The sequence below is a fragment of the Crossiella sp. S99.2 genome (assembly GCF_023094165.1).
Taxonomy (GTDB): domain Bacteria; phylum Actinomycetota; class Actinomycetes; order Mycobacteriales; family Pseudonocardiaceae; genus Crossiella.
This window is the reverse complement of record NZ_JALMDK010000005.1, coordinates 673,725-688,862: the sequence shown is the minus strand read 5'-3', so window position 1 is coordinate 688,862 and position 15,138 is coordinate 673,725. Positions and strand designations below refer to the sequence as shown.

General features: G+C 71.6%; 10 protein-coding genes and 1 riboswitch. Of the genes, 5 read left to right on the top strand and 5 right to left on the bottom strand.

Going from position 1 to position 15,138, the window contains the following annotated elements; translation table 11 throughout:
• Positions 1 to 80 precede the first annotated feature (80 nt).
• Positions 81 to 3,713 carry a methionine synthase gene (metH, locus tag MZC64_RS22485; RefSeq protein WP_247758403.1) on the bottom strand — a complete coding sequence of 1,211 codons (3,633 nt, stop codon included), beginning with the start codon at positions 3,711 to 3,713 and terminating at the stop codon, positions 81 to 83.
• A gap of 20 nt (positions 3,714 to 3,733) precedes the next feature.
• Positions 3,734 to 3,809, bottom strand: a riboswitch (S-adenosyl-L-homocysteine riboswitch).
• A 44-nt stretch (positions 3,810 to 3,853) separates the two neighbouring features.
• Positions 3,854 to 4,273: a VOC family protein gene (locus MZC64_RS22480; RefSeq protein ID WP_247758404.1), complete on the bottom strand. Its 420-nt coding sequence runs from the start codon at positions 4,271 to 4,273 to the stop codon at positions 3,854 to 3,856.
• A gap of 459 nt (positions 4,274 to 4,732) precedes the next feature.
• Here MZC64_RS22480 and MZC64_RS22475 point away from each other — a divergent pair, with 459 nt between their 5' ends.
• Positions 4,733 to 5,428 carry a hypothetical protein gene (locus MZC64_RS22475; RefSeq protein ID WP_247758405.1) on the top strand — a complete coding sequence of 232 codons (696 nt, stop codon included), beginning with the start codon at positions 4,733 to 4,735 and terminating at the stop codon, positions 5,426 to 5,428.
• Positions 5,429 to 5,538: 110 nt separating this feature from the next.
• Here MZC64_RS22475 and MZC64_RS22470 read toward each other — a convergent pair whose 3' ends face one another.
• Complete coding sequence (locus tag MZC64_RS22470) at positions 5,539 to 6,573, bottom strand: radical SAM protein (RefSeq protein WP_247758406.1); 1,035 nt, start codon at positions 6,571 to 6,573, stop codon at positions 5,539 to 5,541.
• A 344-nt stretch (positions 6,574 to 6,917) separates the two neighbouring features.
• Between MZC64_RS22470 and MZC64_RS48760 the strand changes: the two genes are divergently transcribed.
• Both MZC64_RS48760 and MZC64_RS22460 read left to right on the top strand, forming a co-directional pair.
• The gene (locus MZC64_RS48760) at positions 6,918 to 8,729 is read left to right on the top strand and encodes an ABC transporter ATP-binding protein (protein ID WP_247758407.1); all 1,812 of its coding nucleotides are present in this window, start codon (positions 6,918 to 6,920) and stop codon (positions 8,727 to 8,729) included.
• The gene (locus tag MZC64_RS22460) at positions 8,722 to 10,524 is read left to right on the top strand and encodes an ABC transporter ATP-binding protein (RefSeq protein ID WP_247758408.1); all 1,803 of its coding nucleotides are present in this window, start codon (positions 8,722 to 8,724) and stop codon (positions 10,522 to 10,524) included. The genes MZC64_RS48760 and MZC64_RS22460 overlap by 8 nt, the downstream gene beginning before the upstream one ends.
• Here MZC64_RS22460 and MZC64_RS22455 read toward each other — a convergent pair.
• Positions 10,495 to 12,945 carry a LuxR family transcriptional regulator gene (locus MZC64_RS22455; protein WP_247758409.1) on the bottom strand — a complete coding sequence of 817 codons (2,451 nt, stop codon included), beginning with the start codon at positions 12,943 to 12,945 and terminating at the stop codon, positions 10,495 to 10,497. The two genes, MZC64_RS22460 and MZC64_RS22455, sit on opposite strands and share 30 nt — an antisense overlap.
• Before the next feature lie 407 nt (positions 12,946 to 13,352).
• Positions 13,353 to 13,955 (bottom strand): hypothetical protein, encoded by a 603-nt coding sequence (locus tag MZC64_RS22450; protein ID WP_247758410.1) that lies wholly within the window; start codon positions 13,953 to 13,955, stop codon positions 13,353 to 13,355.
• A gap of 147 nt (positions 13,956 to 14,102) precedes the next feature.
• Between MZC64_RS22450 and MZC64_RS22445 the strand changes: the two genes are divergently transcribed.
• Both MZC64_RS22445 and rnhA read left to right on the top strand, forming a co-directional pair.
• On the top strand, positions 14,103 to 14,624 hold the full coding sequence (locus tag MZC64_RS22445) for a hypothetical protein (RefSeq protein ID WP_247758411.1): 522 nt from the start codon (positions 14,103 to 14,105) through the stop codon (positions 14,622 to 14,624).
• A 22-nt stretch (positions 14,625 to 14,646) separates the two neighbouring features.
• Complete coding sequence (gene rnhA, locus MZC64_RS22440; RefSeq protein ID WP_247758412.1) at positions 14,647 to 15,108, top strand: ribonuclease HI; 462 nt, start codon at positions 14,647 to 14,649, stop codon at positions 15,106 to 15,108.
• Positions 15,109 to 15,138 lie beyond the last annotated feature (30 nt).

Sequence of the window (15,138 nt, the reverse complement as noted above, 5' to 3'; positions counted from 1 at the left end):
TCGGGGGGAGGTGTCCGTTGCTGCCGACCTGTTCTCGCACTGAGGGTGGGGCCGGGCCGGGTGGCTCGGCCCCACCGGGATCAGCGCGCGGCCGGCTCGTAGCCGAGGTTGGGGCGCAGCCAGCGCTCGACCTCGGTCAGCGGCATGCCGCGACGCTTGGCGTAGTCCTCGACCTGGTCCTTGCCGAGGCGGCCCACCGTGAAGTACTTGGCGCCCTCGTTGGCGAACAGCAGACCGCTGACCGCCGCCGCCGGGGTCATCGCGAAGGACTCGGTCAGGCCCAGCCCCACCTTTTCCGCCGCCAGCAGCTCGAACAGCTCCTGCTTCTGGCTGTGGTCGGGGCTGGCCGGGTAGCCGAAGGCCGGGCGGATGCCGCGGAAGCGCTCGGCGTGCAGGTCGGCCAGCACCGGCTCGGAACCTGGCTCGTACCAGGCGCGGCGGGCTTCCAGGTGGATGTACTCGGCGAAGGCCTCGGCCAGGCGGTCGGCCAGGGCCTTGACCATGATGGAGCGGTAGTCGTCGTGGTTGGCCTCGTAGCCGGCGGCCAGGGTTTCCGCGCCGTGGATGGCCACCGCGAAGCCGCCCAGGTAGTCACCTGCCGGGGCGATGTAGTCGGCCAGGCACCGGTTCGGGCGGTTCTCCGGCTTCTCCGTCTGCTGGCGGAGCATGGGGAAGCGGATCTCGCCGGACGGGGTGCCCGCCACGATGTCGTCGCCCTCGCTGTGCGCGGGCCAGTAGCCGTACACGCCCTGGGCGGTGAGGCTGCCGTTGGCGATGATCTGGTCCAGCAGGACGTTGGCCTCGTCGAAGAGTTCCCTGGCCACCGGCTGTTCCAGGATCTTCGGGTACTTGCCCTTCAGCTCCCAGGCCAGGAAGAAGAACTGCCAGTCGATCATGGTGCGCAGGGTCGGCAGGTCCGGGGAGACCGTGCGGATGCCGGTGAACTCCGGCACCGGCAGGTTCTCGAAGGACACCGGCTCGAAGTTGGCGCGGGCCACCTCCACCGGCAGCACCGGCTTGGACTCCCTGGCCTCGTGCTGCTCGCGCAGGCGGTCCTGGTCGACCCGGTTGCGCTCGGCCAGGTCCTCGGCGCGGTCCTCGTCCATCAGGTCCGAGACCACGCCCACCACCCGGGAGGCGTCGAGCACGTGCACCGTGGTGGCCTGGTAGGCGGGGGCGATGCGCACCGCGGTGTGCTGGCGGGAGGTGGTCGCGCCGCCGATCAGCAGCGGCAGCTTCAGGCCCCGGCGCTCCATCTCCGCGGCCACGTTGACCATCTCGTCCAGGGACGGGGTGATCAGGCCGGACAGGCCCACCGCGTCGGCGCCCTCGGCCACCGCCACGTCCAGGATCTTCGCCGCGGGCACCATCACGCCCAGGTCGATGACCTCGTAGTTGTTGCAGCCCAGCACCACGCCGACGATGTTCTTGCCGATGTCGTGCACATCGCCCTTGACCGTGGCCAGCACGACCTTGCCGTTGCCGCGGGCGACGGTGGCCAGGCCTGCCTTGCGGGCCGCCTCCTTCTCCGCCTCCATGAACGGCTCCAGGTAGGCCACCGACCGCTTCATCACCCGGGCGCTCTTGACCACCTGCGGCAGGAACATCTTGCCCGCGCCGAACAGGTCGCCGACGATCTTCATGCCGTCCATCAGCGGACCCTCGATGACCTCCAGCGGCCGGGGCAGCAGCTGGCGGGCCTCCTCGGTGTCCTCCTCGATGAAGTCCACGATGCCGTGCACCAGCGCGTGCGAGAGCCGCTCGGCGACCGGGGCCTCCCGCCAGGACAGGTCCACCACGCGCTGGGTGCCACGGCCGCTGACCGTCTCGGCGTGCGCGACCAGCCGGTCGGTGGCGTCCTCCCTGCGGTCGAAGAGCACGTCCTCGACCAGTTCCAGCAGATCGGCCGGGATGTCGGCGTACACCGCGAGCTGGCCGGCGTTGACGATGCCCATGTCCAGGCCGACGCGGGTGGCGTGCAGCAGGAACGAGGAGTGCATGGCCTCGCGCACGATGTCGTTGCCGCGGAAGGAGAAGGACAGGTTCGAGATACCGCCGCTGATCCGCGCGCCGGGACAGCGTTCCTTGATCCGGGGCAGCGCCTCCAGGAACTCCTTGGCGTAGCCGTTGTGCTCGCTGATGCCGGTGGCCACGGCGAGCACGTTCGGGTCGAAGATGATGTCCTCGGGCGGGAATCCGGCCTGCTGGGTGAGGATGTCGTAGGCGCGCGCGCAGATCGAGACCTTGCGGTCGGCGTTGTCGGCCTGGCCCAGCTCGTCGAAGGCCATCACCACCACGCCGGCGCCGTAGTCGCGGATCCGCCGGGCCTGGGCCAGGAACGGCTCCTCGCCCTCCTTGAGGCTGATCGAGTTGACGATCCCCTTGCCCTGCACGCACTTCAGTCCGGCCTCAAGCACGCTCCACCGGGAGCTGTCGATCATCACCGGGATGCGCGCGATCTCCGGCTCGGTGGCGATCAGGTTGAGGAAACCGGTCATCGCCCGCTCGCTGTCGAGCAGGTCGGCGTCCATGTTCACGTCGAGGATGTTCGCGCCGCCGCGGACCTGCTCCAGCGCGACGTCGGCCGCGGTCTGGAAGTCGCCGCTCTCGATCAGCCGCCGGAACTTGGCCGAACCGGTCACGTTGGTGCGCTCACCGATCATCACGAAACCGGTGTCCTTGGTGATCTCGAACGGCTCCAGGCCGCTGTACCGGGTGCGCTGCCCCGGGTCGGGCACGGTGCGCGGCTTCAGCCTGGACACCGCGTCGGCGATCTTGCCGATGTGCGCCGGGGTGGTGCCGCAGCAGCCGCCGACGATGTTGACCATGCCGGACTCGACGAACTCGGCGAGCAGCTCGGCGGTCTGCTCCGGGGTCTCGTCGTAGCCGCCAAAGGCATTCGGCAGGCCGGCGTTGGGGTGCGCGGAGGTGTAGGTGCCCGCGAAGCGGGACAGTTCGGCCACGTGCGGGCGCATCTCGGCGGCGCCCAGCGAGCAGTTGAGGCCGACCACCATCGGGTCGGCGTGCTCGATGGAACTCCAGAACGCCTCGACGGTCTGCCCGGACAGGGTGCGGCCGGAGAGGTCGACGATGGTCACCGAGATCCACAGCGGCAGCTCGGGCGCGACCTCACGGGCGGCGGCGATGGCGGCCTTGCAGTTGAGCGTGTCGAAGATCGTCTCGACCAGGAGCAGGTCCACCCCGCCCTCGGCCAGCGCCGCGATCTGCCCCGCGTAGGTGTCCTTGACCTGCTGGAAGTTGACCGCGCGGTAGGCGGGGTCCTCTACCCGAGGGGACAGCGACAGGGTGACGTTGAGCGGCCCGATCGAGCCCGCGACGAACTTGTTGCCCGCCTCGTCCGCGGCCTGCCGGGCGATCTGGGCCGCCCGCACATTCATCTCGTGGACGTAGGACTCCATCAGGTAGTCGGCCTGGCCGATCCCGGTGGCGGTGAAGGTGTTCGTGGTGGTGATGTCCGCGCCGGCGTCCAGGTACTGCCGGTGGATGTCCAGCACCAGGTCAGGGCGGGTGAGGTTGAGCAGGTCCGGGTTGCCCGCGACGTCCCGGGCATGATTGGCGAAGTGGTCGCCGTAGTAGTCCTCGGGCTTGAGCGCGGCGTTCTGGAACATCGTGCCCCAGGCCCCGTCGAGCACCACCACCCGTTGCGTCAGCAGCTCCTTGAGCGCCTGCGCGCGGTCACCAACCCTGTCCACCGAATGCACCTCCCGACTGAGTCTGGGAGGCGCCCTTGTTCGTCACACCCGGTCGAGCGTGGCGGGCCGGAACCCGTTGCAGCGCCTCTCGACCTTGGTACGGAGGGTACCGAACATCTCCCGGCGCCGTGGTCTTCGATTCAGCGACTTGAGGTTCCGGCGATGTTGACCATCCAGTTGATGCCGAACCGGTCGGTCAGCATGCCGAAGTGGTCGCCCCAGACCTGTTTCTCCAATGGGACGCCGACAGTGCCGCCCACCGCCAGTTTAGCGAAGTAGCCGCTCAGCTCCTCGACGTCCTCCCCACTGAGGCACACCGAGATGTTGTTGCCGACCTGGTGCGGCGGCATCCCCGCCGGGGTGTCCGCCCCCATCAGGATCAGCCCACCCGGGCTCTCCAACTGGCTGTGCATGATCTTGTCCGCCTCCGGGCTTGCGTCCATGCCGTACTCACCGAAGGTGGAGAAGGTCAGCGTGCCCCCGAGGACCTCCCGGTAGAACTCCATGGCCGCGCGGGCCTGGTCACCAAAGTTGATGTAGGGGTTGAGCCGAGTGCCCACGACGGCCTCCTTGGCGTGCGACGGAGCTGCATCGTCGCACTTCAGCGGGGTGACAACAACCGGAAGCCGAGTCACCGCGGCCAGTGTCCGACCCAGCTTCACCCGGTCGATCGGTCACCGCCACGCACCCCGCGACGACCGTTCCGGCGGCGGAGGGCGGGTCCGGGCTGGGCGGCGAAACAGGAAGGGCGGGATTGGGTTGGCGACAACCCGAAAGTCGTCCCACAGAGTGAGAACGCCGGACCGGCGCGGCACGACTGGGGACTGACCGTCACGCCAGCGGCACCGGCGGTCACCATCCTCGGGCCGGCGGTGACCGCTAGTCGGCACTGGTGCTGTCCCGCCACTGGATCCGGTGGGCTTCCTGGGCCGTTCGGGCGACCTGCGCCCGGTTCGCGTCAGTCGCGCTCCGCAGCCGGGTTACCTCGGCAAGGTCTGGTCAGCTCGGGGAGGAGCGGCATGGCGCGGGAAAAACGGCGTATTGGTGGGGCGGGCGGCGGTTCGGATCCGGCAGCACGTGGCGGCGGGGCCGCCGTGGTCGCGGTGGCGGCGGTGGCCGTAATCGGCGCCGCCGGGGCTGGTGTGGGTGGCGGGCTCGGGCTGGGCGGCGGGGCAGGCAGCGGGTCGAGTGGGGGTGCGGCGAACTCGGCGGCCTCGCGGAACATCAGCGCGCGGAAGAACGACGGCAAGCAGTCGGCTCGCCGGGGCAAGGCCGATGAGGCCTGGCAGCGGCTGGGGCTGCGGCGATTGCGGCGGGAGGTGCGGACGGCGGCGGAGTGTGTGAGCCATTCCTTCGGGGAGATTCGCGGGTTCCTCGCGCACACCCCGTGCAAGTCGCTCGACCGGGCGTTGTTCAGCGTCGGGGACGGCGAGGGGAACGTAGTGGTGATCTCGGTGGTGTGGGTGCGGTTCCACAGCCGGGGGCGGGCCGGGGACTTCAAGCGACTGCATGAGATCCACGGCAACGGGGATGTCCGGCCGTTGGGCGCCGAACTGCTGGAGTTGCGGGACATCCGGTTCAGCGCACACCACTACGACGCGAAGTTGTCCGGCAACGCGGTGGTCATCGCCGAGACGGAGGCCGCGGCTGGCAGTCTGAGCAGCGAGGCGCTGGACGCCGTGGCGCAGGTGGCGGCGGAACTGCCGCATCCCTGAGCACCCCCGGTCGCCGCGCTGGAGGGCGAGGGCTGGGCCAGCGGGCCAGGGCTGGCGCAAGCCACGGCCAGGTCCGAGGAACAGGACTGGCGCACGCGACACGGGCTGGGTCAGAGGACCAGGGCTGGGCGGGCGTCGATGCGAGCCCGGACCTCCGGGGTGCCGAAGTGGCGGTCGATCTGGCGGATCGCCTCGGCCCAGTCGCGGCGGGTGTGGATGCGGGACAGGCAGTCCAGCACGAACGGGTCGGTCCAGCGGGCTCGGGAGCGGCGCCACAGCTCCACCGGGTCCTCGGTGAGCAGGCTGCCTACAGTGCCTTCGTAGATGGGCATGCCGCGGACGGCGCCGTCGGGTTCGATCTCCATCGGGCGGAAATCGGGGTTGTCGGCCAGGTACTTCGGGTTCATCTGGACCTCGAAGTTGTCGGTGGTGTCGACCTCCACCCAGGCGGGGGCGGCGGCGCGCAGGCGTTCCCGGGTGGCCGGGAGGATCAGCTCGGCCGCCTGTTCGTCGCTGACCAGCTCCTGCTCGACGAAGCTGGGGCGGCTGGCCAGGCCGGTGGGCACGACCGCGCCGAAGGACAGGGTTTCCAGGCTGGAGAAGCGGGGGACCACCTCGGCGCACATGCGGTCGAGCTGGTCGTAGTTGCTGCGGACGACGACGTAGTCGATGCCGAAGCGCAGCGGGGTCCGGCCGGCGGCGAGGTCCTGTTCGACCCGGTCGTTGAGCAGGCCGAGGGTGCGCATGCAGTGCTCGAAGGACCCGGCGCGGCCGCGGATGCGGTCGTGGGTGGCGGCGTCGGGGCCGTCCACGCTGACCACGATCTTGTCCACCGCCCCGGCGAGCTGGTCCAGCAGGGCGGGTTTGGTGTTCCAGCCGCTGGTGTAGACGTACACCCGCAGGCCACCCGCGCGCAGCCGGCGGGCGACTTCCACGATCGGGCGCAGGGTCAGGGGTTCGCCGCCGCACAGGGTGATCAGCTCGGCGCCCAGGGAGATCAGCGCGTCGGCGACCTTCATCAGCTCCGGGGCGGCCAGGCTGCGGGCCGGGCGGCGGCCGGACTCGGTGTAGCAGTGGTAGCAGCGCAGCGGGCAGGCGAAGGTCATGTCCCAGATCAGGACATTCGGGCGGTCGGTGTCGTCCATGGGCAGCAACGGTACGAACTCGCCGGAATTGTCGCGTCCGCAATCGGCTACGCAAACAGCGCGACCGACTACCCAACGGCTGGGTATCCGCCGAATGGACTCGGTAATCCGCCACTGCTTTTGCGTACCCGATTACGGATTCGGTCCTCGGCCGCCGCCGATTAGCGTCAGCGGCGACCGGATCCGCCCCCAGCGGTGAATTCGGCCGACTTCGGAGGAGGTGATTCCCGTGGCTTATCCCCCCACCGGCCTGGGTCGCTGACCAGGCGAAAGCGGTGGCCGCTCGGTTCGCGAGCGGCCGCCGCTCTCCTTTTTCTCACCCGCGTGAAAGGACGGCCAGTCGCGTGCCTGCCACCACCAGCAGCCCCAACGGGGCGTTGTTGCTCCTCCGCCAGTTGCCGCGGATCGCGGGCACGCTGACCTTTGTCCTGTTCATCCTGATTCTCGGCCAGGTCCTGGGCGCCGTGCTGTTGCCGCTGGCCGCCGGCCGCCTGGTCGCCGCGCTCACCGGGGTGGAGGCCGCGATCTTCGCCGGGCTCGCCTTGCTGGCCGCCTCGCTGGTGCTGGACGTGGTGCTGGACCCGATCCGGTCCATGGTCACCGCGCGGCTGGGCACGGCGGTGGACGCGGCCACCGCGCAGCGCACCATCGAGGGCGCGTTGCGGCCGCGCGGCATCGCGCACCTGGACGATCCGAAGGTGGCCGATGCCATCGAGCAGGCGCGCGCGATCGGCGTCGGCAGCTTTCCGCCGCGGGAGGCGGTGGCCGCGCTCTCGGGCTTGATCCCGTTGCGGCTCAGCGGGATCGCCGCCGCGGTGCTGCTCGGCTGGGCCGGGGCCTGGTGGATGCCGCTGGTGCTGGGCGCGGCCTGGATGCTCACCGGGCACTGGCAGGAGCTGGAGATCCGGCGGTCGGTCTCGGCGCATTCCGGCGAGGTGGCCCAGCTCCGGCAGGCCGCCTACCTGCGTGATCTGGCGCTGACCCCGGCCGCGGCCAAGGAGGTGCGGCTCTTCGGCCTGCATTCCTGGCTGGTGGCGGGGTTCACCCGCAGCTGGTGGGCCGGGATGACCGAACTGCGGCGCACCTCGATCAACAAGGGCAAGCACAGCGCGGCCATCCTGTTGCTGCTCCTCGGGCACGCCGCGGTGATCGGCCCGCTGGCCTTCTGGGCCGCGGCCGGCGAGCTGTCCCCGGAGCGGCTGGCGGTGGCGCTGCAGGCGATGCTCGGCCTGTTCGCGCTGGGTTTCGCCGGTGATCTCCAGTGGACGCTGCACACCGCGAGCGCGGCGATCCCGGCCGCGCGCACCGTCGGCGCACTGACCGATGACATCCCGGCGCCCGCCCTCCCGCGACCGGTGGACAGCCTGCCGCGCCGGGAGATCCGGTTCGAGCGGGTGAGTTTCCGCTATCCCGGCGAGTCCCGGCCGGTGCTGGACGAGCTGGACCTGGTGCTGCCCGCGGGCTCTTCGCTGGCCATCGTCGGCGACAACGGTGCGGGCAAATCCACCATCGCCAAACTGCTCGCCGGGCTGTACCGGCCGGATGGCGGGCGCATCCTCATCGACGGCCACGACCTGGCCGACTACGACCTCACCGAGTGGCGGCGCAGGCTCGCGGTGGTGTTCCAGGACTTCGTCCGCTACCCCCTGCCGGTGCGCGACAACATCGGCTTCGGCGCGGTGGAAACGCCGGTCCGCGAGGCGGAGCTGATCACGGCGGCCCGGCTGGGCGGCTTCCTGGGCATCGAGGCCGAGCTGCCCAAGGGCTGGGACACCCCGCTGAGCGGGGAGTTCGCCGAGGGCGCGGACCTCTCCGGCGGGCAGTGGCAGCGGCTGGCGCTGAGCCGCGCGCTGTACGCGGTGCGGCACGGCGCGGGGGTGCTGGTGCTGGACGAACCGACCGCGCAGTTGGACGTGCGCGCCGAGCACGACCTGTACGCCCGGTTCCTGGAGATCACCCAGGACATCACCACGATCCTGGTGTCGCACCGTTTCGCCACCGTCCGGCTGGCCGACCGCATCGCGGTGCTGCGGGACGGGCGGGTCAGCGAGTACGGCACCCATGCGGAGCTACTGGCCGCCGACGGGCGGTACGCGCGGCTGTTCCGCGTGCAGTCCGCGCCGTTCGCCGCCGCCGAAGGGAATGGTCATGCGTAGCAGCTTCGCCGCGATCCGCCTGCTGGTCGGGACCGCGTTGCGGGTGGACCGGCGCAGGGCGTTGCTGGTGCTGATCCTGTCCCCGCTGCTCAACGTGGTCGCCGCGGCGCAGGCGATCGGCCTGCAGTGGCTGGTCGACGGGGCGGCCGGCCGGTCCTGGGGACTGGCTGTGTGGGGCGGGGTGTTGCTGGGCGGTGTCACCGTCGCGGTGCACCAGTGGGCCGCGATCAGCACCGATCTGCGCCAGACCCTGCAGCAGCGGATCGGTCTGGAGCTGGACCGGCGGCTGATGACGGTGTGCGCCGGGCCGGGGCGGATCGGGCATTTCCAGGACCCGGAGTTCCTGGACACCGCCGAACTGCTCCGGCAGCGCCGCGGTGAGTTCAGCATCGCCTTCGCCGCGCTGGTGGAGAACGCGAACCTGCTGGCCCGGTTCCTGGCCGCGGCGGTGGTGCTGACCTTCGCGCATCCGCTGCTGGCGTTGCTGCCGCTGTTCGTGCTGCCGCTGGCGCAGGCCAACCGCTGGCAGGCCAAGCTGGTCAACGAGGCCGAGCAGGCCGGGGCGGCCGCGGACCGGCGGCGGTTGAGCCTGTTCGCGCTGGCCACCGACGCGGCGGCGGCCCGGGAGCTGCGGCTGTACCGGCTGGGCGGGGAGTTCGCGGCGCGGCACGCGGCGGCCTTCGCCGAGGCCAGCGGTCCGCGCGAGACGGCCCGGCTCAAGGCCGCGCTGGCGGTGGCCGGCGGCTGGTTGATCTTCGCCGGGGCGCTGCTGACCGGGCTGTACCTGCTGGCGCGGTCGGTGTTCGAGGGCACGGCCTCGGCCGGGGCGGCGGTGCTGGTGGTGTTGCTGGCGACCAGGCTGGTCGGCGCGACCACCGGGCTGAGCTGGCTGCTCGGCTGGCTGCGGCGCTCACTGCACACGATCGGGCTGTTCGTGAAGCTGGCCGACCATCCCCAGGACACCAGCGCGGGTGGGGCGGCCGCGGTGCCGGAGCGCGGCGAGCTGGTGCTGAGCGGGGTCGGGTTCCAGTACCCCGGCCAGTCCTCCCCCGCGCTGACCTCGGTGGACCTGCGGTTGCCCGCCGGGTCGACGGTGGCGGTGGTGGGCGACAACGGCGCGGGCAAGTCGACCCTGGTCGCGTTGCTGGCCGGGTTGCACGCCCCCTCGCACGGGGTGATCAGCTTCGCCGGACAAGACCTGGCCGAGGTGGATCCGGCGGTGTGGCAGGGCAGGGTGACCGCGTGTTTCCAGGACTTCTGCCGGTTCGAGCTGCTCGTCCGGCAGAGCGTCGGAGTCGGCGAGCTGACCAGCCTGGACGACGAGAGCGCGGTGCGCGCCGCGCTGCTCGCCGGTGGCGCGGACGGGGTGGTGGCCACGCTGCCGTCCGGGCTGGACACCCAGCTCGGCAAGACCCACCCCGAGGGCACCGAGTTGTCCGGCGGGCAGTGGCAGAAGCTCGCGCTGGCCAGGGCGCGGATGCGCACGGCGCCCGCGCTGGTGCTGCTGGACGAGCCGGCCGCCGGGCTGGACCCGGACAGCGAGGCCGAACTGCTGCGCCGCTACCTGGCCGAGCGCGGTCCGGACAGTCCGATCACGGTGGTCGTCTCGCACCGGTTCAGCACGGTGCGCCAGGCCGAGCTGATCGTGGTGCTGCGGGACGGGCGGGTCACCGAGACCGGGACCCACACCGGCCTGCTGGCCGCGGGCGGGCACTACGCGGACATGTACGCGCTGCACGCCGCGGCCTATCTGGACGGTCCGCCGTCAGCGACGGAACGGCAGGTCACGGCGTGAGTGCACACCGAGTTTGCGGTAGATCCGGGCCAGGTGGCTCTGCACCGTGCGCACGGACAGGCCGAGTGCCCTGGCCACCTCGCGGTCGGAGCGGCCGTCCCCGGCCAGCGCGGCGATCTCCATCTCCCGCGGGGTGAGCGCGACCGAGCCGGTGGGCGCCACCGCGGGGTGCCCGCGCAGTCTGCTGACCAGCAGCACCGCTTCTCCCCTGCGGTCGCCCGCGGTGGTGGCGGCGGCGTCGGCCAGGCGGGCGGCCCGGTCGGTCAGGCCGAGTTTCTCCAGGTGGGCGGCGTGGTCGAGCAGTTCGCCCGGATCGCCCCGGCTCACGGCCAGCGCGGCGGCCGCCTCCGCGGCCAGTCTCGGGGCGTCGACGCTGGTCAGCAGGGTGGCCAGCCGGTCGGGCGAGGCGCCGGGGGCGAGCCAGCGCAGTTCGGTCAGCGCGGTCAGTTCGAGGGTGTGCGCGCCCGCCGACCGGGCGGTGGCGGCGGCCGAGCTGTAGGCGGCGAGGGCGCTGGGCAGGTCGCCGCGGGCGGCGGCGAGGGCGCCTGTGGCCTGGTCGGACAGGCCGGGCAGCAGGGCGACGGCGTCGGGTGGGTGGGCGGTGAGCACGGCCGCGGCGTCGGCGGGTCTGCGCTGGGCGAGCAGGGCCAGGACCAGCCAGGAGGTGGCCTCGGTGCGGAAGAGGCGGTGGCCGCCGTTGTGCTGGACCACCGCCTCGCGTAATCGGGCCACGGCCAGGTCCGGTTCCCCGGCGAGGGTGTGCGCGTAGCCGCTGAGCAGGGACCATTCGGTGTCGGGCAGCCCGGCTTCGGCGATGTGCCGGGCGGCCACATCGCCTGGAGCGTGCGGCCATCGGCCGAAGGTCGGATCACCGAGTGGCAGCCGGACGTCCTCGCCGCGCCACAGCCGGGCCAGCGCGTACCCGGCCAGTTCGGCCCCGGTCCGCGGCGGCACGGCGGCGGCCGCGGCGGTCCGTCCGGCCAGCACCCGCGCGAGCAGGTGCGCCAGCCGGGCCGAGGCGAGTCCGGACCCGTGCTCGCGCAACGCCGCGGCCGCGGTCTGCTCGGCCTCGGCGGTGCGGCCGGCGAAGAGCAGGACCAGCGCGTCGAGTCCGGCGGCGGCGGGTCCGGGCAGGGTGCTCAGCTCGGCGTGCGCGCCCGCCGGATCGCGTTCGGCCCAGCAGCGGTGCGCGGCCAGCGCGAGCCGGGCCCGCGGTCCGGCGTCACGGAGCACCTGCCGGGCCTGGTCGGGATCGCCGAGTTCGACCAGGGCGGCGGCCAGCACGGGCGCGGCCAGGTCGGTGCGTTCCAGGGCCCGGCGGGCCAGCCGGACGGCCAGTTCCGGGTCGTGCCGGCAGGTCAGCGCGGCCGCCCGGAGCAGCGTGCCGGGTTCGGGCGGGTGGTCGGCGTCGAGTTGCCAGCGGGCCCGCCGCACCGGGTCCACCGCGTCCGCGCCCGCGGTGAGCAGTTCGGCGCACAGCCTGCGCCTGCGCAGTCCGGGCAGCCGATGGCGCAGGGCGGCGCCGAGCATGCGGTGCGCGGTGCGGACCACGATCCGGCCGTCGCCGTCCGCGCTGCGCAGCAGTCCGCGTTCTTCCAGGCTTTCCACCACGCCGGGCGCGACCGCGTCCAGCAGGGCCAGTGGCAGTGGTTCGCCGAGCGCGACGGCGGCGAGCGCGTCCCGCTGGGCGTGGTCCAGGCCACGCAGCCAGCCGTCGAAGAGTTCGGCCAGCCGCGGCGGCACGCTCAGCGAGCCGCGCCACCACCACAGTCCGCCCTCGGTGACCAGGCGGCCGGTGGCCAGCGCGTGCCGGACGAGTTCGGTCAGGAACAGCGGGTTGCCGCCGGTCCAGCCATGCAGCAGGCGCACCGTGGGTCCGGCGGCCACCCCGTCCAGCAGCGCGCGCACCAGCCGGGTGGTGCCGTCCAGGCCGAACGGTTCCAGATCGAGTCTGCGCAGGTAGCGGTCTTTCCACAGCGCGATGACCGCGTCCGGCATGGGCGCGTCCGGGCGGGCGGTGATCAGCAGCCGCACCTCCCGCTCGTGCGCCAGGCCGAGGGTGAGCGCGGCCGAGGCCGGGTCGAGGTAGTGCGCGTCGTCGATGACCAGCACCGGCGTGCGCCCCTCGGCCCGCCGCAGCAACGCCCCGACCAGCCCGCCCCGGGACACCTGCTCGGTCACGCCGAGCAGTCCGGTGAACGCCCCGAACGGCAACTCGCGGCTCGCCTCGGTCGCCGAGGTCCACACCACCGCGTACCGGCCGGCGTTGAGCCGCCCGGCCACCGCCGCCAGGAACGCGGTCCGGCCGACCCCGACCGGTCCGACGATCACCATCCCGCGGCCCGCCAGCAAAGCGCCGAGGGCCTGTTCCAGCTCCTTTTCTCGCACCACGAACTTCGCCACGTTCAGCCCCGGAGTCATTCATTGCTCCAGTCGGCGGAATTCAGTTTCCTCAGCCTCATTCGGCACCCCCTGGTCCGCTGGGCGACAGGGCTACCAGCCTCGGCCATGAACGGGGCGCCGCCAAGTGTCAAGCTTGTCAACTGCCCATTAGGGCGGGCCGCTCATCGGAATTGCCGCCAAATGGAACCGTCCCACCGAAAATCCAGTCCCGGCCCCTGGCCGCGTGACGGGAGGTGGGGCCGAGGACGGTGCGCCTGGGAGCTGGAGCGGCGGGCGGACGAGGGTGATCGGCGGCGGCGGATCGTCACGATCAGCGCGGGCAGCCGGGCGGTGCTGGGGCCGTTGAGCGCGACGGAGCGGGGGTGTTCGTCCGGACGAAACTGGCCCGTGAGGCGGGGAGGACCGAGGACCCTGGCTGATCCGGGTCAGGCACCGATGAGGTGCGCTTCCGGTTCCGGGGAAATGCCGATCGGGGTGTAGACGAATGCCAGTTTCGAGGGATCGATGACCACGACGGTGAGGTCGTAGTACTTGCCGACGGTGATGGTCGAGCGAGGTGTGCTGATCGCGGACAGGTGTGGCAGCGCATCGCGTCGGAATGCCTCGATGGCCTCGCTTGCCAACGCATGCAACGAGACGCCGATACCGCTGAGCAGTCGGGTCGGCGTCTGCACGGCTCCACCGGACCCGGTGACCCGAACCGTGACCGCCTGCACCGGGCTGAACGCATTGCCCTTTGTCGACAGGTAGACCTCCGTCCCCGGCGCGATCTGGCCGCCGAACGCTCCCGAGGGCCGCACGGCGGTGGGCAACTTGACGCCGCCCTGGTCAGTGACAAGCAGCGGCAACTGAAGGTTGATCTGGCTGATCACATCGTGCACGGACGCCGTGAACGGGGTGGCCGCGGCACTGGTGACAGCAGCGGCTGTCGAGGCGGCGGCGGTGGTCGACTGTGGTCCGGGTGCACCGGCGCCACAGGCGGTGAGGATTGGCAGTAGCAGGATGGGCAGCACGAGTCGTCGCGACATTCTGACCCCTTCGGCACCGGTGTTTGCACGTCGGTGGCTCTCGTCGCCGTCCGCGGTCGGTCCGTTACCACAGCCACCCGATCTAGTGAGCCCAGCAGCGGGTCAATTTCGCTACGGAGGTCAAGCGCTGATGGCTATCTTCTGGCGGTGAGCAGTTTTCCCGAGCGGTCGCGTCAGGCCGAGGACGCGGCGTTGCCGGTGCGGCAGCGGTTGCTCGCTTTGCAGGACTGCGTCAAGGCGTTCCCGGTGTACGGGCATCACGCGACCTGGCGGCATCTGATCACCTGGGCGCGGATTCCGCGGCGGTTGGAGGATGATCTCGATTCGCTGGGGCGGGCGGTGGCGGAACTGCGGGCGGCGCGGGGGGTGTGGCTGCCGGTGGTGGCGGAGTTCGCGGCGCGGCGGCAGGCGGAGAAGGCACTGGGGCGGCGGACGCTGACCAGGCGTGATCAGTGGATGACCCGGCGGTTGGAGGTGTACTGCCCTGATCCTGATCTGCGGCCGGTGGAGTCGATGGCGCGGGTGGTGGCGCGGGTGATCGACGGGTATCGGGATGGGTCGGTGTGGGGGCGGGACTGCGTGGTCTGTGGGGCCGGGCGGGCGGTGGAGGTGGCTTGTCCGGGGTGTGGGGTGTTCATTCCCGGGAGTGCGCGGTGGAAGTGGCGGTGAACCGCGCGGGTATCGTCCGCGTGTGGACGTCGAGAACGTGGTGGAGATTTACACCGATGGGGCCTGCATTCCCAATCCCGGGCCCGGTGGGTGGGGAGCGGTGTTGCGTTATGGGCGCCACGAGAAGGAGATCTGCGGGGGCGAGCCGGGGGTTACCACGAACAACCGGATGGAGTTGATGGCGCCGATCAGTGCGCTGGAGGGGCTTACCCGGCCGGCCGTGGTGCATATCCACACCGACAGCACCTATGTGCGCAATGGCATCACCTCGTGGATGGCCAAGTGGGAGAAGAACGGCTGGATCGGGTCGAACAAGCAGCCGGTGAAGAACGTGGATCTGTGGCAGCGGCTGGGGGCGGCCGCGGCCCGGCACCGGGTGGAGTGGTTCTGGGTGAAGGGGCACGCGGGGCATCCGGAGAACGAGCGGGCGGATCGGTTGGCACTCAAGGGGTTGCAGGAGGCGGTGGCGGGGGCATCCGGGTGAATCCCGGTTTCGCGGGAGTTCGCGGGCATT

Coding starts and splice junctions, on each gene's coding strand:
- MZC64_RS22475 (WP_247758405.1), top strand. CDS start 4,733: ATGGCGCGGGAAAAACGGCGTATTGGTGGGGCGGGCGGCGGTTCGGAT.
- MZC64_RS22470 (WP_247758406.1), bottom strand. CDS start 6,573: ATGGACGACACCGACCGCCCGAATGTCCTGATCTGGGACATGACCTTC.
- MZC64_RS22460 (WP_247758408.1), top strand. CDS start 8,722: ATGCGTAGCAGCTTCGCCGCGATCCGCCTGCTGGTCGGGACCGCGTTG.
- MZC64_RS22455 (WP_247758409.1), bottom strand. CDS start 12,945: ATGACTCCGGGGCTGAACGTGGCGAAGTTCGTGGTGCGAGAAAAGGAG.
- MZC64_RS22450 (WP_247758410.1), bottom strand. CDS start 13,955: ATGTCGCGACGACTCGTGCTGCCCATCCTGCTACTGCCAATCCTCACC.